Source organism: Halobacterium sp. R2-5 (assembly GCF_011734195.1).
GTDB lineage: Archaea > Halobacteriota > Halobacteria > Halobacteriales > Halobacteriaceae > Halobacterium.
Genome location: NZ_JAANTH010000001.1, coordinates 689,546 through 707,654 on the forward strand (window position 1 = coordinate 689,546; position 18,109 = coordinate 707,654).

Consider the following 18,109-nt stretch of genomic DNA (forward strand, 5'->3'; position numbering starts at 1 on the left):
AAAGCCCGCTGGTTGTGTCTCGTGGTTCCGGTACTCGCGCTGAGAAGTGGGGTTCGCGTCCGCCCGGCGGCCGCATGAGGGCCCGGGGGCGAACGATCCACCCGTGGACGGCGCTACCGCTGCACGCGCATCACGCGACGCGGGTAGCGGCGCGTCCAAGTCACGGCCGCTACTTTACGGCGACTGGACAAAAGCGTTTCCGCGCGTCAGGCGACGAACAGCACGCCCTCGAAGAGCGCGATGGTGACGAGGAGCCGGCCGACGCCGCCCGCGAACGTCGCGAGCGCGAACCGCCGGTGGTCCTTCTCGACGACGGAGAACGCGTACAGGGAGATGGTGTCCGGGAAGAACGGTACCGACAGCGCGACCGCCATCCCGTAGTAGCCGTACGTCTGGACGAGTTCGACCATGCGAGACTTCGACCACTCGACGGGCTCGAAGCCGAGCCGCCGGAGCGCGCGCACGACGACCCCGGAGTGGCTGGCGCCGTGGCCGATAGACAACGCGATGACGCTCCCGATGGCCTTCCCGCCCGCACTCACTGCGACGACGAGCGCGACGAGCAGCGGGCCGGGGAGGCCGAGCCCGAGCGTGACCGCGCCCCCGCAGACGTAGCCGGCGGGACAGAGCACGACTTCGCTGGGCAGCGGGAGGACGAACGCGATGAGGAACGAGTAGACGAAGATGATGACGAGTCCCGGCCACCCGGTGGCGGCGCGGACGGCCGACTCGATGGCGCCGAGGTCCGTGGAGAGCGCGAGGGCTGCGGACGGGAGCACTACCTGTGTGGTGAACAGCCCCGGGGCTAAGTTCTACCGGCAGCGGAGAGGTCCGCGAGGAAGTCCTCGAGCATCCCGCGGGTGACGTGGGGCATGCAGACGACGCGGAGTTCGCCGGACGCGGTGCGGGAGATGCGCCAGCCGTCGTTGCGGAGCGACTCGAACTCGTCGTCCGGGACGTCGGCGGCGACGAGCGGCAGCACGGGGTCGACGACGTCGTAGCCGCGCGCGTCGAGTTCGGCGGCGAGGTAGTCGGCGTTGGCCTGTGAGCGCTCGTACTGGTCGCGGTAGCCGTCTGGCCAGAGCGCGTCGAGGGCGGCGTGCGTGCCGGCGACGCCCGCGCCCGAGCGCGTCCCGCCGAGCGTGGGTTGCGCGTCGGATTCGAGGTACGGGGTGTCGACGGCGAGCGCGTCCAGCGTCTCGGCGTCCCGCGCGAGGAAGCCGCCCGCGGGAATCGGCGCCTGCCCCATCTTGTGTGGGTCGACGGTCATCGTGTCCACGGGGGCGTCCGCGAAACTCCAGTCGCGGTCGGTGAACGGGAGCACGAACCCGCCCCAGGCGGCGTCGACGTGGAGGCGCGCGTCGACGCCGGCGGCGACCTCGCCGAGTTCGGGAATCGGGTCGACGCGGCCGTACTCCGTGGTGCCGGCGACGCCGACGACGAGCGCGGTGTCGTCGTCCGCGAGGTCGGCGACGGCGGCGACGTCCGCGCGGTGGTCGTCGCCGGTGGGCGCGAGTCGCAACTCGACGTCGAGGACGCCGGCGGCCTTCTGGAAGCTGAAGTGCGCGCTCTCGGGCGCGACGACGTTCACGTCGCCGTCGGCGAGGTTGCGCGCGGCCCGGACCGCCTGAATGTTGGCTTCGGTGCCGCCGGAGCCGACGTAGCCGTGGGGGTCATCGAGGCCGACGACGTCGCCGAGCGTCTCGACTGCTTCGGCTTCAAGGTCCGAGACGGCGGGGTAGGTCGCGGGGTCACCGGGGTTGTCCGCGAGGAACGCCACGGCGGCCTCCCGGGCGGCGGGGTGGGGCTCCGTGCACATCGAGGAGAGCACGCGGTCGAACTCCTGCGGGGCGGGCGTCGCTGCCGCGCGATTCATACGGCCAGCGAGGCCGACCAGCGGTTTAGCGGTTGCGCTATTCCGTGAGGTAGCGGATGCGCTCGGGGACCGGCGGGTGCTGGTAGTGGAACGTCTCGTACAGGGGGTGCGGGAAGGGGTTGCCGAGGTTCTCGCTGGTGAGCGCGGCGAGCGCGCCCGCGAGCGGCTGGCCGTCGTCCATCACGTCGACGGCGAACGCGTCGGCCTCGCGCTCGTTCGCGAGCCAGAGCCTGTTCGAGATGGGTTCGGCGAACTGGCTCACGGGCTCGACCCACAGCGCCGCGAGCAGCAGGCCCGCCGCCGGCACTTCGGGCGCGCCGAACATCGCGTACAGCCACGACGACTCCACGAGGAACTGCGCGACGAACAGCAGAATGCCGACCTGCACGACGCTAGCGGCCATCCCCTGCCAGATGTGCCCCTTCTTCCAGTGCGCGAGCTCGTGGGCGAGCACGCTCTGGAGCTCCGTCTCGTCGAGCTGGTCGACGAGCGTGTCGAAGAGCACGACGCGCTTGGTCGCGCCGAACCCCGTGAAGAACGCGTTCGAGTGGCCCGACCGGGAGCTCGCGTTCATCACGTAGACGTCGTCGCAGGTGAACCCGGCGCGCTCGAAGACGTCGTCGACCGCGTCGCGCAGACTGGAGTCCTCGACGGGCTCGAAGTCGTAGAACAGCGGCAGGAACACGCGCGGGACGACGACCTGCGTGGCGAGCAGGAAGACGGCGACGACACCCGTGGCGGCGAGCCACCACCACTCGGGGAACGCCTCGACGACGAACAGCACGGCGGCGCCGAGCGCGGCGACGAGCACGACCGCGAACGCGGTGCTGACGAGCTTGTCGCGGACGAACAGTCCGGGAGACTGCTCGTTGAACCCGAACGCGTCCTCGACGGCGAACGTCTCGAAGGCGTCGAACGGCACGCGGAGCGCCTGCATCGCGAGCGCGGCGCCGACGAACACGGCGACGCCCGCGAGCAGGTCGTTCCCGACTGTGTCGTAGGCCGCGGCGACGGCGTCGCCGAACAGACCCGTGTACAGCACGAGGAGGACGACGCCGAGCACGACGACGCTCTGCAGCTGGCTGGCGGCGGTCGTCAGCCGGTGGTAGTCGAGCAGCCGGTCGGGGTCGTCGACGCCGACGGTGTCGGCCAGCCACCCCGTGCGCTCGCGGACGGTCCGGTCGGCGTGCCGGACGTTCAAGGCGGCGAGCGCGACGAAGAAGCCGGTCGACCCGGCGACTAGCAGGAGGAAGACGGCGTGGTACGCGAGCATGCGCGGCGATAGGAACTAGTCGGTGAAAACGGCTTTCGTGTCGGCGAACGGACGGCCGGGGGTCCGTCAGTCCCGGGCGGAGTCGAGGATGAGGCGCTGTTCGACGCGCTTGACCTCGTGCTGGACGTCCCGGACTGCGTCGATGTTCGCGGAGATCGAGGAGATGCCGGTCTCCACGAGGAAGTCAACCATGTCGGGCTTCGAGCCGGCCTGCCCGCAGATGCTGGTGGCGATGTCGTGCTCGCGGCAGGACTCGATGGCGGTCTCGATGAGCCGCAGCACGGACGGGTGGAGTTCGTCGAAGCGGTCCGCGACGTTGCCGTTGTTCCGGTCGACGGCGAGCACGTACTGCGTGAGGTCGTTCGTGCCGAACGACGCGAAGTCGATGCCCTCGGCGGCCATCTCGTCGACGGTCAGCGCCGCGGACGGCGTCTCCACCATCACGCCCCACTGGCGCTTCTCCGTGTCGATGCCGGCGTCGACCATGAGCTGGCGGGCCCGGCGGACGTCGTCGGCGTCGTTCACGAGCGGGAACATGATCTCGACGTTGTCGTAGCCCATCTCGTAGAGCTCGCGGAACGCCGTGAGCTCGTGCTGGAAGACGTCCGGCCGGTCGAGGCTGCGGCGGATGCCCCGGTACCCCATCATGGGGTTGTGCTCGTGGGGCTCGTCGTTGCCGCCCTCGAGCTGGCGGAACTCGTCGGTCGGCGCGTCGAGCGTGCGCACGCGGACGGGCCGCGGGTAGAACTCCTCGGCGACGCCGCGGATGCCCGACACGAGCTCGTCGACGTAGGCGTCCTCGCCGTGGTCCTCGATGTAGCGCTCGGGCGTCTTGTTCGTCGAGAGGATCATGTGCTCCATGCGGAGCAGACCGACGCCGTCGGCGCCCGTGGCGGCCGCGCGCTCGGCGGCTTCCGGGATGGAGACGTTGACTTTCACTTCGGTCGCGGTCATCGGCTTCACGGGCGTCGTCGGCCGGGCCTCCTCGATGGGGTCGCGCTCGGACTCGGGCTCCGAGCGCCCCTCGGTGATGGTGCCGCGGTCGCCGTCGAGCGTGACGATCTGGTCGTCGTTGAGCACGTCCGTGGCGTTCGTCGCGCCGACGACCGCGGGACAGCCGAGCTCGCGGGAGACGATGGCGGCGTGACTGGTCATCCCGCCCTCGTCGGTGACGATGCCGGCGGCGCGCTTCATCGCGGGCACCATGTCCGGCGTCGTCATCGCGGTGACGATGATGTCGCCCTCGCCGACCTTGTCGAGCTGGTCGAGTTTCGTGACGACGCGAGCCGGGCCGGACGCGATGCCGGGGCTGGCGCCGAGGCCGTTCACGAGCTCCTCGCCGGTGTCGTCGCTTTCGGTCATCTCGGTGTCTTCGTCGATGGTCGTGATGGGACGGGACTGGAGCATGTAGACGTCGCCGTCCACCATCGCCCACTCCACGTCCTGCGGTTCTCCGTAGTGGTCCTCGACGCGCTCGCCGATCTTCACGAGCTCCAGAATCTCCTCGTCGGAGAGCACGCGCTGCTCGCGTTTCTCCTCGGGGACCTCGCGCTCGACGGTCTCGCCGGTCTCCTCGTCGCGGACGCACATCACCTTCTTGTCCGCGACCGACACCGACTCGACGCTGCCGGTGTCGCGGTCGACGTGGTAGTTGTCCGGGGAGACGGAGCCCGAGACGACCGCTTCGCCGAGCCCCCACGCGGCCTCGATGATGGCCTCGTGGGCGCCCGTCGACGGGTGGCTCGTGAACATCACGCCGGACTTCTCGGCGTCGACCATCTTCTGGACGACCACCGCGATGTCGACCTTGCGGTGTTCGAAGCCCTGCTCCTCGCGGTAGTAGATGGCGCGCTGCGTGAACAGCGACGCCCAGCAGCGCTTCACGCGGTCGATGAGGTCATCGCGGGTGATGTTGAGGAACGTCTCCTGTTGGCCCGCGAAGCTCGCGTCCGGGAGGTCCTCGGCGGTCGCCGACGACCGCACGGCGACCGACGCCTGCCCGTCGTCTAAGTCGTCGTACGACGAGAGGATGTCCTCGCGGATGTGTTCGGGCAGTTCGGTGTTCAGGATGATGTCCTTGGCCGCGGCTTCGGCGTCCGCGAGCGCGCCGGAGTCCTCGGGGTCGACGTTCACTGCGTCGAACAGTTCGTCGTCGATGTCTGCGTCCTCGATGAACGAGCGGTACGTACCGGCGGTCACGACGAACCCCGGTGGGACGGGCAGCCCGGCGTCGGTCAACTCGCCGAGTGACGCGCCCTTGCCGCCGACACTGTCGATGTCGTCGGCCCGTATGTCCTCCAGCCAGCGTACAGCCATGTGGCAGGTAGATAGACCAGAACCGTCCATAAGAAGATTGCGAACGTCCCAGTCGCAATAATTACGAACTCGGAAGCGAGTCATCTTTCCCGTGACCCGAGGCGGTTTCGAGCGCTTCGACGCCCGCTCGCGAGTGGCGGCCGGCGGAGGATTTTAGCCGGCGGCTCGTCTCCACCCGGGCATGGACGCGAAACGCGCAGCCGTTCACGCGGGGAAGTACTTCCTGTTCACGTCCGCGTTCGCTATCGTCGGCCTCGGTCTCGTCGCGGCGGGCGTCGCGCTCGGGGGCGTCGAGGCGTGGGACATCCTCTCGGCGAACTCGAACGCCACCGGACAGGCGCTGTCGGCGGCCGCGCCCGGCATCGCGCTGGCCGTTCTCGGACTACTCGTCTACCGGTTCGGGAAGGCGTGGTCGCTGTACAAGACGCTCACGGCCGCCAACGAGGACGCGCTCTCGGAGACGTTCGACACCCAGCGCGTCAAGAGCGACATCGTGAGCGTGCTCGACGACCGCCTCGCGGACATGCAGAACGACCTCCAGTCCGTGAACCGCGAGATCCGGAAGCTCAAGGACGACGACTCGTTCGACTTCTCCGAGCAGAAGAACTAGGCTTCGAGAATGTCGTCCTCGTCGGTCGGCGGCACCTGTAGCGCCCCGTCGAGTGTCTCGACGGCCGTGCCGCCGACTCTCGGCGCGTCCCCGTTCTGCACGCGCACCCGGACGCGGCCCGGTCTGTCGACGAAGTGGCCCTGCTCGAAGGTCATCTCGTCGGCGATGTCGCCGCCGAACGCGCCGTAGTGTTCGAGGTACGCGCCCGTCGCGCCGCTCGCGGTCCCCGTCACCGGGTCCTCCTTGATGCCGGCGCTCGGCACCCACGCGCGTCCGTGGAGCGTCGAGTCGCCGTCCAGCGTGTCGAACGAGAACGCGTACACGCCGCGGGCGTCGACGGCTTCGGAGAGCGCGACGAGCTCGTCGAAGTCCGGGCTCGCGTCGCCCAAATCCGAGAGGTAGGTGACGGGCGCGACGAGGAACGGCAGCCCCGTCGAGGACACCGCCAGCGGCAGGTCGTCGCTCGCGCCGCGGAGAGCCTCCTCCGCTAACCCGGTGGCGGCCGCGACGCGCTCGTAGCTCACGTCCACCTCGCGAATCTCCGGCGGGTTCTGCGTCATCCAGACGGTGCCGTCGTCCTCGACCTCGATGTCGAGGTCGCCGACGTTCGTCTCCAGTGTGTGCTCGCCCGCGTCGATGGCGCCGTCCGCGAACAGGTGCGCGTGGGTCGCGATGGTCGCGTGCCCGCAGAGGTCGACCTCCTCCTCCGGCGTGAAGTACCGGACCCGGCGGTCGGCGGTCTCGCTCTCCCGGACGAACGCCGTCTCGCTCGCGCCGAGCTCGTCGGCGATCGCCTGCATCTGGCCGTCGGTCAGGTCGTCGGCGGCCGGTACCACGCCGGCCGCGTTCCCCGCGCACGGCTCGTCCGTGAACGCGTCCACGAGGAGGGCTCGCGTCTCAGTCATGGTCGCGGCTTCTCGCTCCCGCGTGTTGCGTGTTTTCCTTCCCTACCCGAGCCAGCCCGCGAGGTCCGCGACGACCGCCTCGGCGACGCTTCCCGGGCGGAAGTACTCGTTCGGGTTCGGGTCGCCTTCGCCCGGGACGAACAGGTGGTTCAGGTCGTCGTACAGCCGCGTGTGTTCCTCGCCGAGCGCGTCCTCCCACGCGGGGAAGTCCTCGGTCGGGCTGACCTGGTAGTCGCGGCCGCCCTGTAGCGCGTACGCCTCGGCGTCCAGCCCGGTCGCCGTCGCCACCGGGTCGTAGTCGGCGACGTCCCGCCAGAACTCGGCGCTCCACGCGAAGCCGCCGTCCCCGTAGTTTCCGGCCGCGAGCCGCTCGGCGGCCGCCGCCGCGTCCTCGATGCGCTCCCGCTCGGCCTCGGTCACTTCGCCGTCGAGCTCCGCGAGGTAGCGAAGCTGGTCGGGGACGGGTTCGTACAGCGGCCGCGACGGCGCCGCGAGCAGGAAGGCCGCCGCGTCGCCGTCCCGCTCGGCGACGCGAGGCACGGCGTACCCGCCGAGGCTATGGCCGACGACCGCCGCACTGCTCACATCGGTCTCCGCGCGCAGCCGGGAGAGCGCGGTCAGCGCGTCGTCGACGACGAGCGCGTCGAAGCCGAGTTCGCTGGTCCCCACGTCGCAGGCGTACGTGCGCTTGTCGTACCGGAGGACCGCGACGCCCTCGGTCGCCAGCCCCCACGCGAGGTCCTTCAGCGGTTTGTTCGGACCGATGGTCCCGTCGCGGTCGTTCGGCCCGGAGCCGTGCACGAGCACGACCCCGGTGTCGGCGCCGTCCGTTGGCACGGTGAGCGTCGCCCCGAGGTCGCAGACCGGTGAACTGAGGGACAGTTCGCGCTCCTCGAACGCGGACTCGTCGGCGTACGCGGGCGGCGAGTACGCCTGCTCCAGGGGGACGAACTGCAGCCCCTCGATTGCGGCGCCCTCGAAGACCACCTGTACGCAGAGCACGCCCGCCTCGAACTGCGCCTGCACGACCAGCACCTCGTAGCCGCCCGCGGGCTCCCGCGTCACGCCCGAGATACCCTCGAAGCGGCCGAGCTCGGCGGTCGTCTGCTCCCAGTCGGACTGCAGGCGGGACGCCGAGTACTGGCTCTGGACGGTCTCCGAGAGCAGCGCGAACGCCGCCTCGTACTCGCCCGCGCCCAGCGACTGCACGAGCTCGACCGCTCTCTCGCGCTGCGCGACCTCGCTGACGGTCGTCCGCGCAGTCGTGGTCGGCTGGTCCGTCGCCGTCTCGATCGGCGCGGTCGTCGCCGCGTCGTCGCCGCCACGCGAACAGCCCGCGAGCGCGGCGGCCGCCGCCGTCGCCACGGTCTGGAGGACTCGGCGCCGGCGATTCGACGGGGCGTCGTCGGAGGGCGGTGTCACGCTTCCCGGTTTACCGACGCCGCGCTTGAAGGTTTCCCGCGTTCTCGCCGGCTGCACCGCTGACACGTTCACGCGGCCGGGTGCGCCTGTAAACCGTTAAGTAGCGACGCCCGCGACTCCCCACACGCAATGAGCGACCTCCCGGACGATTTCAAGTGCACTATCACCAACTGGGAGTACATCTACGGTCTCTGTCGCGACGTCAGCGACGACGTCAAGGCCTCCGAGTTCGAGCCCGACGTCGTCGTCGCGCTCGCCCGCGGCGGCTGGTTCGCGGGCCGGTGTCTCTGTGACTTCCTCGGCCTCGACGACCTCACGAGCCTGAAGATGGAACACTACGTCGGCACCGCCCAGAAGTCCGGCGAGCCCGAGGTCCGGTACCCGATGCCGGAGGGCTCCGTCGAGGACAAGGACGTCCTCATCATCGACGACATCGCGGACACCGGCGGCTCTATCGAGCGCGCCCACGAGTACGTCGACGACCGGGAGGCCAACGAGATCCGCACCGCCACCCTCCAGCTGCTGGGTACCAGCGAGTACGACCCCGACTACGTCGGCGAGTACCTCGACGAGTGGACGTGGGTCGTCTACCCGTGGAACTTCATCGAGGACATGGTCGACCTCGTCTCCGGCGTCATGGAGAAGGACGGCGACGGTCCGTACACCCGCGAGGACATCCAGAACCTCCTCTCGTCGTACCACGACGTCGGCCGCATCGAGATGGAGATCGCCCAGCCCGACCGCCTCGACGAAGTCTTAGAGGAGATGGTTCGCCGGGACGTGCTCGTGAAGGCCGGCGACGCCGAGTGGAAGCTCCGCGTCGACGCCTGAGCTCCCATCGTTTCGTTTAGGTGCGTCCGCCGTCCACGTCGTGCCATGATAGGATTCATCGGCGGCTCCGGCATCTACGAGGCGCTCCCCCTGAACGACGTCCGCGAGGAGGACGTGACGACGCCGTACGGCGAGCCGAGCGCGCCCGTCACGGTCGGCGAGTTCGGCGACACCGGCACCGAAGTGGCGTTCCTCCCGCGGCACGGCCCCGACCACCAGCGCTCCCCGACGAACCTCCCGTACAAGGCGAACATCTACGCGCTCAAGCAGCTCGGCGTCGAGCGCATCCTCGCGTCGAACGCCGTCGGCAGCCTCAAGGAGGAACTGCCGCCGCAGACGCTCGTCGTCCCGGACCAGATCTTCGACCGCACGAAGCACCGCGACTCCACGTTCTTCGGGGACGGCGTCGTCGTCCACCAGCCGTTCGCGGACCCGTACTGCCCGCACATGGTCGAACATCTCCACGAGTCCGCAGAGGAGGCGACCGACGCCGAAACGCAGGAGGGTGGCACGTACGTCTGTATCGAGGGGCCGCAGTACTCCACGCGCGCGGAGTCGGAGTTCTACAAGTCACAGGGCTGGGACCTCGTCGGCATGACCGCCATCCCGGAGGCCAAACTCGCCCGCGAGGCCGAGATGTGTTACGCGACGGTCGCCGGCGTCACCGACTACGACGTGTGGAAGCAGGACAGCGAGGTCACCCTCGAAGAGGTCCTGGAGAACGCCGCCGCCAACGAGGACGCCATCAAGCGCACCGTCGAACACGCCATCGAGACGCTGCCCGAGGAGCGCGACTGCGACTGCGGCCACGCCCTCGAAGGCACCGTGAACACGCCCACGGAGGCCATCCCCGAGGACACCCGCGAGCGCGTCGACGAGCTCGTCGGCGACTACCTCTGAAACCACGGCGCTCGGCCGGCCAGTACGGTAAGATTCGCTTCCCCGTACCCAAAATGTAAATACTATTCCCGCGTTCGTTACAGTGAACAATGGGGGAGCACGCGAACGTGGAGGCGTTCTCGAACGAGCTCGCGGCACTGAAGCGAGACGGCTGCAACGTCCTCGTCGTCAGCGACGCGGCCGACCGCGACGCCGCCTGCGAGCGCCTGCTCGGTGCGCCCGAGCTCGACCGCCGTCACGTCTTCCTCGCGACCGACGCCGACGTCTCTGCGGTCCTCGACCGCCACAGCCCCCGCCGGACTGACCCGTCCACCCTCGGCGTCGTGGACGCCACGCCCGCGACCGGCGCGCGCTCGGCGGCCGCCGCGTCCCCCAGCGCGAGCGAGCTGCCGACGCCGCGCGGCGAGTGGTACGAGCGCGTCGACGATCCCTCGGACTTCGCGGCGCTCACGACGGCGGTCACGGACGCCCTCGACCGCGTCGCCGCGGACGCCGACGGCCCCAGCGAGGTCCGGCTCTGCGTCGACGCTCTCGACCCGCTGTTCGACGCCGTGCGCTCCGGGGCTGTCAGCGAGGAGCGGCTGTTCCGCTTCCTCCACCTCCTCACGAACGCCGTCCGCGAGGTAGACGGCATGGGTCACTTCCACGTCTCCCCGGACGCCACCGAGGCGTTCCTCGCGACCGTCGAGCCGCTGTTCGGCGCGACGCTGACCGTCGACACCGACGCCGACGGCGGCGCGCGCCAGCGCTGGCGGCTCCACGACTCCGACCGCGTCACCGACTGGTTCGCGTTCTAAAACCGGCCGATAGATCTACGCCGGCGCTCCGGCGTCCGCTTCCGCGTTCTCGCAGACCCAGAGGTCGCCGAACAGGTCGTCCTGTTCGAGCGTGACCGCGCCGCGGTGCGCGAGGAAGAGCAGGGCGAGGAACGTCTGCACGCGCGACTCGCCGGCGTCCGCGACCTCCTCGTAGAGGACTTCCGTGCGGCCGCCGCCGTACTTCTCGTCGAGGACCGCCCGGACGTCCTCGATGGTCGCCTCGACGTCCTCCTCGTGGGCGTTCCCGAGCGCCTCCTCGGCGGTCGGCTCGTCGTCCATCCGGAACTCGTCCCCGGAGTGGTAGTCCAGCTCCTGGACGCCGCGCCGGAACCCCTGCGGGGAGTCGGACGTGTCGTACTCGCGGGACTCCTTCCACCACGACCCGCGCTCGGCCTCCCGGAGGTCGCGGACGAGTTCGTCCAGCGTCTCCGGGTTGCCGCGCGCGTGCTTGCGCTCCAGCCGCCGGTCCATCTCCGATTCGAGCGCGTCCACGGGGTCGTAGGCTGGCCGGCCGCCCTCCTCGGGCGGCGCCTCCCACGGCGGGCGCTCGACTTCTTCGTCCTCTTCGGGCTCGTCGTCGCCGTCGTCCAGCATCGCGTCGCTCTTCATCCGCAGGAGCACGCTCGCGTAGAACAGCGCGCGCCCCGACGTCCGCAGGTCCGCCTCGTCGAGCGCTTCGAGGAACTTGTCCGTCACCGCGACGATGTCGATGTCCCACGGCTCGATCTCGCCGTCCTTCGCGAGCTGCACGAGCAGTTCGACGGGCTCGACCTCGTCGTCGGGGTTCGGCTCGGGGTCGGCCGGCGACTCCGCGATGAGCTCCGCGGCGCTGTCCGGCGTCTCGGTCTCCTCCGCGGCGGGTGCGTCGGCAGTCGTCAGCCCGCCGTCGGGCGCGCTCTCGCTCTCGCGCTCGGCTTTACGGTCCTCGTGGCCGGTGATGTCCAGCGGGACGTCGTCGGAGCCGCCGTCGGCTCGCACCTCCTGCTGGTCGTCGCTCGCCGTGTCCGCGGACTCGCTTCGCTCGCCCTGCTCGCGGGTCGCAGTGCTCCCCGCTCGCTCACTCGCGGACTCACTATGTTCGTCCGCGCCCTCGCTGGCTCGCGGGTCGCAGTGCTCCCCGCTCGTGTTCTCCGAGGGCTCGCTCCGCTCGCCCTCGCTAGTCATCGGCTGTCGCCCCCTGCGCGGAGAGGTCGATGCCGGTGACGACGCTGCGGTTGTCCTCCTGCATCGTCACGCCGATGGCGCGCTCGGAGCGGTCGAGCATCGCCGACCGGTGGCTGACGACGACGAACTGCGCGTCGGCCGCGAGCTCGTCGACGAGTTCGCCGACGCGGTCGGCGTTGACGGCGTCGAGGAACGCGTCCACCTCGTCGAGCGCGTAGAACGGCGCGGGGTTGTGCCGCTGGATGCCGAAGATGAACGCGAGGGCGGTCAGGGACTTCTCCCCGCCGCTCATCGCGTCCAGCCGCTGGACGGGCTTGTCCGCGGGCTGGGCTTTCATCGTCAGTCCGCCCTCGAAGGGGTCCTCGGGGTTCTCCAGCTCCAGTTCGCCGGTGCCCGCCGACAGCCGCGAGAAGATGCGCTGGAACTGGTCGTTGATGGCGTCGAAGGCGTCCATGAACGTCGACTTCTTCTGCTCGTCGTAGTGGTCGATGCGCTCCTGGATGCCGTCGCGCTCCTCGACCAGGGTCGCGCGCTTGTCCTCCAGGTCGTCGAGGTCGGCCTCGACGTCGTCGTACTCGTCGATGGCCTTCATGTTCACCGGTTCGAGGGCCTCCATCTGGCGTTCGAGGCGCGCGACGTTCTCCTCGACCTCGTCGAGGTCCGGAATCTCCTCGGCGTCGTAGTCGCCGACAGCCTCCTCCAGGTCCTCGATTTCGTCGGCGAGACGCGACTCCGCCTTTCGCAGGCTCTCCAGGCGATTCTCGACCTTCTCGACCTCGTTTGCCTGCTCGTCGCGGGCTGTCTTCGCCTCCCTGAGGTCGTCTTTGAGCTCCTCGCGTTCGCTCTTGAGGTCCGCGAGCTCCTCTTCGAGCTCGGCGACCGCCGCTTCCTTCTCGGCGAGTTCGTCCTGCTTGGCCTCGATCTGCTCCTGGAGGTCGTCGATGCGCTCCTGCTGTTCGGCCTTCTCGTTCTGCGCGTCCTCGATGTCGTCGTGGAGGTCCTCGACGGCGTCCTCGGCGTACTCCTTCTCCAGCTGGAGGCTGTTCAGCTCGCCGTCGAGGTCGTCCACGCGTTCCTCGAGGTCCGCGATGTCCGCCTCGATGTCCTCCTTCTCGGCCGTGAGCTCGGGGATCTTCGAGTCCGCGAGCTCGCCCTCAAGCTCCTCGATGTCGGCCTCCAGGGCCGCGATCTCGTCTTGCTTTTCGGAGATGTCGGCTTCGATTTCCTGCATCTGCTCGTCGACGTCTTCGCGTTCGCCCTGTAGCTCCTCGATTCTGTCCTCGAGCTCGTCGATGCGCTCCTCGGCGTCCTCGCGCTCGCTCTCGGCGGCCTCCACGTCGTTCTGGAGGGACTGCACCTGCTCGCTTGCGTCCTGCCGGCGGTCCCGGGCGTCCTCCAGGCGGTCGTCGATTTCCCGGACGTCCTCGCGAATCTCGGCGCGCTCGTCTTCGAGGCGCTGGATGCGCTCGGCGACGCGCTCCAGCTGGCCCTTGCCGGACTTCGAGAACGAGTACCGCGAGCCAGAGCGGGACCCGCCGGTCATCGCGCCGGACTTCTCCACGAGTTCGCCCGAGAGCGTCACGAGCCGGTAGTCGCCCATCAGGTCGCGGGCGGTCTCCATGTTCTCCACGACGAGCGTGTCCCCGAGCACGTACGAGAAAATCGGCGCGTACTGCTCGTCGAAGTCCACGAGGTTGTACGCGAAGTCCACCACGCCCGGCATATCTGGCGTGCTCGGCAGCGACCGGTGACGCATCTTCGTGATGGGGAGCATCGTCGCGCGGCCGGCGTTGCGCTGCTTGAGGTACTCGATGCAGCGCTGGCCGACGCCGTCGTCGTCCACCACGACGTTCGCCAGCCGGCCGCCGGCCGCGGTCTCACACGCGGTCGCGTACTGCTCGCTGACGCCGCCGAGCTGGCCGACCGTCCCGTGGACGCCGTCCACGTCGCTGTTCAGAATCGTGGTGACGGCCTTCCCGTACGAGCTGTCCCCGGACTGGTTCGCCTGCGCTTCCAGGCGCGCGTACTCCTCCTGCGCGGCGGAGAGGTCGTCCTCGACGTCCTCGAGGTCGTCCTGGCGCTCGCGCTTCTCCTGCTTGAGGTCCTCGACGACCTCCACGATCTGCTCGCGGTTCCGCTTCGCCTTCGCGAGCTCGTCCTCGAGGTCGTCGAGCGTGGCGTCCAGCTCCGGCAGCCTGTCGCGGGCGTCTTCGAGGTCGGACTTCGCCTCGTCGACGGCGTCCGAGCGGCGCTTGGCCTCGTCCAGCAGGCGGTCCTGCTCGCGCTGGAGGTCGTTGCGCTCGCTCTTCGCGTCCTCAAGTCGCTCTTTCTTCTCCGCGAGATCGGCCTTCAGCTCGTCGAACTCCGTGTCCACGGACTCGATTTCGGCTTCCACGTCCGCGAGGTCGGACTCACGCTGCTGGATGTCCGCCTTCACGGAGGCCTTCTCGACTTTCAGGTCCTTGATGTCGCCCTCGAGCTCGTCGATCTGCTCCTGCTTGCGGTCGATCTCCACGAACGCCTGCCGGCGCTCGCTCTCCGCGTCCTCGATGCGCTCCTCGGCGGCCTCGACCTTGTCTTCGAGCCGCGAGATGTCGCCCTTGATCTCCTCCATCTCGCGCTTGATCTCCAGCTGTTCGTCCTCGCCCTTCCGCTCGATTTCCGCGTTCAGGTCCTCGAGGTCCTCCTCCAGACGGAGCACCGTGCCGCGGCGCTCGTCCAGTTCCTCCTGGAGTTCGTCGAGGTCGTCCTCGCGGGCGGCGACGTCCGCGCGCGTCGCGTCGAGGTCGTCGCGCTTCTCCTCGAGCTCGGCGGCCTTCGCGTACCCCTCGTACTCCTGTTTCTCGTCGCGGAGGCCCTGGTACTCGAGGGCCGTCTCGCGCTCGTCCTCGAGCTGTTCGAGGCGGTCGCGCTTCTCCTCGATGCGGAGGTCCGCCTCGCTGATGCGCTCCTCGACGACTTCGAGTTCCTCGTAGGCGTCTGCTTTCTTCGCGTCGAACTCCGCGACGCCCGCGATCTCGTCGACGATCTCGCGGCGCTCGCCCGGCGTCATGTTGATGATGCCGGTGACGTCGCCCTGCATCACGACGTTGTATCCTTCCGGGGCGACTCCCGCCTGCGCGAGCAGGTCGCGGATGTCCGAGAGGTTCACCGAGCGCTCGTTCAGGTAGTAGTAGGAGTAGTAGTTGTCGTCCGTGCGCTTCACGCGGCGCTTGACGGTGATGGTGTCGACGTCGCCGACGTTCTCCGAGCCCGCGGCGGCCTCCACCTGCGAGCGGGAGAGCGTGCCGTCCTCGTTGTTCAGCACGACCTCGACGCTGGCCTCTCGCGGGCCGGTAGCCTCGTCTTCGCCCTCGTGGCTGGGGTTGTAGATGAGGTCCGTGAGCTTCTCCGCGCGCATCCCCGAGGTGCGCGCCAGCCCGAGCGCGAACAGCACCGCGTCGATGATGTTCGACTTCCCGGAGCCGTTCGGCCCGCTGATGGTCGTGAAGTCCTCGTAGAACGGGATGCGGGTCGTCCCGGCGAAGCTCTTGAAGTTCTCGAGGACGATTTCGTCGATGTACATGCTGAAGGGGAGCGGCCTACGCGACGATGATGTCGTCGAGACCCGACTCCTCGTTGTCGTCAGCCTCGCCCTCCACTGGTTTAGTCGCTTCGTCTGCCCCCTCCTCGGTGTCGTCGTCCGGTTCGATGACGCCGCCCTCGCGGGCCTCCCGGAGCTCCTCGGTGCTCGGCGGCTCGTCGAGTTCGGCTTCCAGCGTGCGGATGCGCTCGCTGGCGTCCACGAGCTCCTCGGTGAGCCCGCGCACCGTGGCTTCCAGCTCCTCCACTCGCTGTTCGAGTTCGTCGACGTCGGCCTCGTCAGTCATACGTTCTGGACGGAGCGCGAGACGGATAAGTATAGGTCGGACGAGCGTCTGACGAATGTCTAGAATCTTGGTTGTCGCGGTCGCGCCCCCTTCGTTAGCCCTAAGCGGCCGCCCCCCGAATCGTGCCGTAATGAGTACGCAGGCCGCCTCACAGGACCTCGCGGCGATCATCGGGCTGGAGGTCCACGTGCAACTGGAGACGGACACCAAGATCTTCTGCGGGTGTTCGACCGAGACGGGGGACGCGGAGCCGAACACGCACACGTGTCCGGTCTGTCTCGGGCTGCCGGGCGCGCTCCCCGTGCTGAACGAGGGCGCCGTCGAGGCCGCCGTCAAGCTCGGGAAGGCCATCGACGCGGACATCCCCGAGCGCACGCGCTTCCACCGGAAGAACTACTTCTACCCCGACCTCCCGAAGGGCTTCCAGATCACGCAGTACGACGCGCCCATCTGCCAGGACGGCGAACTCGACGTGACCGTCGGCGACGACCGGCGCACCATCGGCATCGAGCGCGCGCACCTCGAGGAGGACCCGGGGAGCCTCCAGCACGTCGGCGGCAGCATCGACACGGCGGACTACACGCTCGTGGACTACAACCGCGCGGGGACGCCGCTGATGGAGATCGTCACGCGGCCGGACTTCCGGAGCGCGGGCGAGACGCGGGCGTTCCTCGCGAAGCTCACGGACGTCCTCGAGTACCTCGGCATCTTCGACGCGGAGCGCGACGGCAGCCTGCGCGTGGACGCCAACATCTCGATGGTCGACGCCGAGGAGCTGGAGGGCGGCGTCGACGACGAGGTCCTCGAAGCCGCGAACCGCACCGAGGTGAAGAACATCTCCAGCCACAAGGCCGCCGAGAAGGCCCTCTCCTACGAGATTACGCGCCAGCGCAACCAGATTCAGCGCGGCCGCGAGGTCGAACAGGAGACCCGCCACTGGGACGAGTCCCGGGGCATCACGGTGTCGATGCGCTCGAAGGAGGAGGAGAAGGACTACCGCTACTTCCGGGAGGCCGACATCCCGCCGCTGGAGGTCTCGGACTGGAAGGACGAGATTCCGATTCCGGAGCTCCCGGACGCGCGCCGCGAGCGCTTCCGCGAGGAGTACGACCTCGGCGCGGAGACCGCCTCCAAACTCACTTCGCGGAAGGCCGTCGCGGACCTCTTCGAGGAGCTCGCCGACGAGTACGACGCGGGCCTGGCGGCCACGTGGGTCGCGGACAACGTCCTCGGGGAGCTGAACTACCGCGGGATGGAGGTCAGCGACGTCGAGGACCGCATCGGGGAGTTCGCGCGCCTCGTGGAGCTCGTCGCGGAGGACGAGATCACGGCGAAGAACGCCGAGGAGGTCGTGCTGCGGGAGATGCTCGACGAGGGCCGCGAGCCCGACGCGGTCGTCGACGAGGAGGGCCTCGGGAAGACCACGGGCGGCGAGGTCGAGGCCGCTGTCGCCGAGGCCATCGAGGAGAACCCCGACGCCGTCGAGGACTACCACGAGGGCGAGGGCGGCGCGCTGAACTTCCTCGTCGGCCAGGTGATGGGGAAAACCGGCGGGAGCGCCGACCCCGGTCAGGTCAACGAGCTGCTGCGCGAGCAGCTGGAGTAGCGGTCGCTGCTTCTCGACGCCCCGTGGGTTTCGCTAGCTACGGTTCGGTGTCGAAGGACTCGTGCCCGACGACGTAGAGGACGCCGATTACGGCCAGCGAGAGGCCGCCGAGGCCGACCGCAGCCGTGTAGAAGTAGTCGCCAGCTTCGCTACCGCCGCTGCCGAACGTCTCGACTCCCGAGACGATTAGCGAGAGTCCGAGCGCGACGTTCCCGAGGCCCGAGAGCAGCGACCAGCGCACGCGGTCGGTGACGCCGGAGGCGACGAACAGCGCGCCGGCGGCCGCGAGCAACGCCATCTGGACACCGAGCAGCGGCCGCGGCGGGAACGACAGGACGAGGGCGACGGCGCCGACCGCGAACAGCACCACGCCGACCCACCGATTCACTCTCCGTTGGAGCATACGCCTACTCGAACGGACCCGGGGTTAGTCGTTGCGCGTGCTCGCACGCCGCGCGAGTACCCGCACTCGTGGGCGGGCGCGAGCGCGCCTTGTCCCGGCGCCCGCTGGCGGTTCTC

15 protein-coding genes are annotated in these 18,109 nt (G+C 69.2%); 5 read left to right on the forward strand and 10 right to left on the reverse strand.

Annotation, left to right across the window (positions count from 1 at the left end; all coding sequences use genetic code 11):
- Window positions 1–206: 206 nt before the first annotated feature.
- The 4 genes from G9C83_RS03695 to ppsA all read right to left on the reverse strand — a co-directional run bounded on the left by G9C83_RS03695 (window position 207) and on the right by ppsA (window position 5,465).
- Entirely contained in the window at window positions 207–779 is a 573-nt protein-coding gene (locus tag G9C83_RS03695) for a VTT domain-containing protein (RefSeq protein ID WP_347877770.1), read from the reverse strand.
- Window positions 780–805: 26 nt separating this feature from the next.
- Complete coding sequence (gene mfnA / locus G9C83_RS03700; protein WP_167244758.1) at window positions 806–1,876, reverse strand: tyrosine decarboxylase MfnA; 1,071 nt, start codon at window positions 1,874–1,876, stop codon at window positions 806–808.
- A gap of 37 nt (window positions 1,877–1,913) precedes the next feature.
- Complete coding sequence (locus tag G9C83_RS03705) at window positions 1,914–3,149, reverse strand: M48 family metallopeptidase (RefSeq protein WP_167244759.1); 1,236 nt, start codon at window positions 3,147–3,149, stop codon at window positions 1,914–1,916.
- 66 nt (window positions 3,150–3,215) lie between these two features.
- On the reverse strand, window positions 3,216–5,465 hold the full coding sequence (gene ppsA / locus G9C83_RS03710) for a pyruvate, water dikinase (protein WP_167244760.1): 2,250 nt from the start codon (window positions 5,463–5,465) through the stop codon (window positions 3,216–3,218).
- A 181-nt stretch (window positions 5,466–5,646) separates the two neighbouring features.
- Between ppsA and G9C83_RS03715 the strand changes: the two genes are divergently transcribed.
- Entirely contained in the window at window positions 5,647–6,075 is a 429-nt protein-coding gene (locus G9C83_RS03715) for a hypothetical protein (RefSeq protein WP_167244761.1), read from the forward strand.
- On the opposite strand, the gene G9C83_RS03720 is transcribed toward G9C83_RS03715, so the two are convergent.
- Both G9C83_RS03720 and G9C83_RS16225 read right to left on the reverse strand, forming a co-directional pair.
- Window positions 6,072–6,980 carry a PhzF family phenazine biosynthesis protein gene (locus G9C83_RS03720; protein ID WP_167244762.1) on the reverse strand — a complete coding sequence of 303 codons (909 nt, stop codon included), beginning with the start codon at window positions 6,978–6,980 and terminating at the stop codon, window positions 6,072–6,074. The two genes, G9C83_RS03715 and G9C83_RS03720, sit on opposite strands and share 4 nt — an antisense overlap.
- A 42-nt stretch (window positions 6,981–7,022) precedes the next feature.
- A complete protein-coding gene (locus G9C83_RS16225; RefSeq protein ID WP_167244763.1) occupies window positions 7,023–8,402 on the reverse strand; it encodes an alpha/beta fold hydrolase in 1,380 nt (459 codons plus the stop codon).
- 129 nt (window positions 8,403–8,531) lie between these two features.
- Here G9C83_RS16225 and G9C83_RS03730 point away from each other — a divergent pair, with 129 nt between their 5' ends.
- The 3 genes from G9C83_RS03730 to G9C83_RS03740 all read left to right on the forward strand — a co-directional run bounded on the left by G9C83_RS03730 (window position 8,532) and on the right by G9C83_RS03740 (window position 10,930).
- The gene (locus G9C83_RS03730; RefSeq protein ID WP_167244764.1) at window positions 8,532–9,233 is read left to right on the forward strand and encodes a phosphoribosyltransferase; all 702 of its coding nucleotides are present in this window, start codon (window positions 8,532–8,534) and stop codon (window positions 9,231–9,233) included.
- A gap of 45 nt (window positions 9,234–9,278) precedes the next feature.
- On the forward strand, window positions 9,279–10,133 hold the full coding sequence (mtnP, locus tag G9C83_RS03735) for an S-methyl-5'-thioadenosine phosphorylase (protein WP_167244765.1): 855 nt from the start codon (window positions 9,279–9,281) through the stop codon (window positions 10,131–10,133).
- Between the two features lie 89 nt (window positions 10,134–10,222).
- Window positions 10,223–10,930, forward strand: coding sequence for a hypothetical protein (locus G9C83_RS03740; RefSeq protein WP_167244766.1), 708 nt, complete (start codon window positions 10,223–10,225; stop codon window positions 10,928–10,930).
- Window positions 10,931–10,945: 15 nt separating this feature from the next.
- Here G9C83_RS03740 and G9C83_RS03745 read toward each other — a convergent pair whose 3' ends face one another.
- Genes G9C83_RS03745 through G9C83_RS03755 form a run of 3 tightly spaced genes read right to left on the reverse strand, consistent with a single transcriptional unit; the run spans window position 10,946 to window position 15,984 of the window.
- Window positions 10,946–12,115 carry a ScpA family protein gene (locus G9C83_RS03745; RefSeq protein WP_167244767.1) on the reverse strand — a complete coding sequence of 390 codons (1,170 nt, stop codon included), beginning with the start codon at window positions 12,113–12,115 and terminating at the stop codon, window positions 10,946–10,948.
- Complete coding sequence (gene smc, locus G9C83_RS03750) at window positions 12,108–15,680, reverse strand: chromosome segregation protein SMC (RefSeq protein ID WP_167244768.1); 3,573 nt, start codon at window positions 15,678–15,680, stop codon at window positions 12,108–12,110. Before smc ends, G9C83_RS03745 begins: the two co-directional genes overlap by 8 nt.
- Window positions 15,681–15,696: 16 nt before the next feature.
- Window positions 15,697–15,984 carry a hypothetical protein gene (locus G9C83_RS03755; protein WP_167244769.1) on the reverse strand — a complete coding sequence of 96 codons (288 nt, stop codon included), beginning with the start codon at window positions 15,982–15,984 and terminating at the stop codon, window positions 15,697–15,699.
- Window positions 15,985–16,114: 130 nt separating this feature from the next.
- On the opposite strand from G9C83_RS03755, the gene gatB reads away from it, so the two are divergent.
- Complete coding sequence (gatB, locus tag G9C83_RS03760) at window positions 16,115–17,590, forward strand: Asp-tRNA(Asn)/Glu-tRNA(Gln) amidotransferase subunit GatB (protein WP_167244770.1); 1,476 nt, start codon at window positions 16,115–16,117, stop codon at window positions 17,588–17,590.
- A gap of 37 nt (window positions 17,591–17,627) precedes the next feature.
- On the opposite strand, the gene G9C83_RS03765 is transcribed toward gatB, so the two are convergent.
- The gene (locus tag G9C83_RS03765; protein ID WP_167244771.1) at window positions 17,628–17,993 is read right to left on the reverse strand and encodes a hypothetical protein; all 366 of its coding nucleotides are present in this window, start codon (window positions 17,991–17,993) and stop codon (window positions 17,628–17,630) included.
- Window positions 17,994–18,109: the final 116 nt, after the last annotated feature.

Coding starts and splice junctions, on each gene's coding strand:
- mtnP (WP_167244765.1), top strand. CDS start 9,279: ATGATAGGATTCATCGGCGGCTCCGGCATCTACGAGGCGCTCCCCCTG.
- G9C83_RS03715 (WP_167244761.1), top strand. CDS start 5,647: ATGGACGCGAAACGCGCAGCCGTTCACGCGGGGAAGTACTTCCTGTTC.
- G9C83_RS03745 (WP_167244767.1), bottom strand. CDS start 12,115: ATGACTAGCGAGGGCGAGCGGAGCGAGCCCTCGGAGAACACGAGCGGG.
- G9C83_RS03705 (WP_167244759.1), bottom strand. CDS start 3,149: ATGCTCGCGTACCACGCCGTCTTCCTCCTGCTAGTCGCCGGGTCGACC.
- gatB (WP_167244770.1), top strand. CDS start 16,115: ATGAGTACGCAGGCCGCCTCACAGGACCTCGCGGCGATCATCGGGCTG.
- mfnA (WP_167244758.1), bottom strand. CDS start 1,876: ATGAATCGCGCGGCAGCGACGCCCGCCCCGCAGGAGTTCGACCGCGTG.
- G9C83_RS03740 (WP_167244766.1), top strand. CDS start 10,223: ATGGGGGAGCACGCGAACGTGGAGGCGTTCTCGAACGAGCTCGCGGCA.
- G9C83_RS03730 (WP_167244764.1), top strand. CDS start 8,532: ATGAGCGACCTCCCGGACGATTTCAAGTGCACTATCACCAACTGGGAG.
- G9C83_RS03755 (WP_167244769.1), bottom strand. CDS start 15,984: ATGACTGACGAGGCCGACGTCGACGAACTCGAACAGCGAGTGGAGGAG.
- G9C83_RS03765 (WP_167244771.1), bottom strand. CDS start 17,993: ATGCTCCAACGGAGAGTGAATCGGTGGGTCGGCGTGGTGCTGTTCGCG.
- ppsA (WP_167244760.1), bottom strand. CDS start 5,465: ATGGCTGTACGCTGGCTGGAGGACATACGGGCCGACGACATCGACAGT.
- G9C83_RS03720 (WP_167244762.1), bottom strand. CDS start 6,980: ATGACTGAGACGCGAGCCCTCCTCGTGGACGCGTTCACGGACGAGCCG.
- smc (WP_167244768.1), bottom strand. CDS start 15,680: ATGTACATCGACGAAATCGTCCTCGAGAACTTCAAGAGCTTCGCCGGG.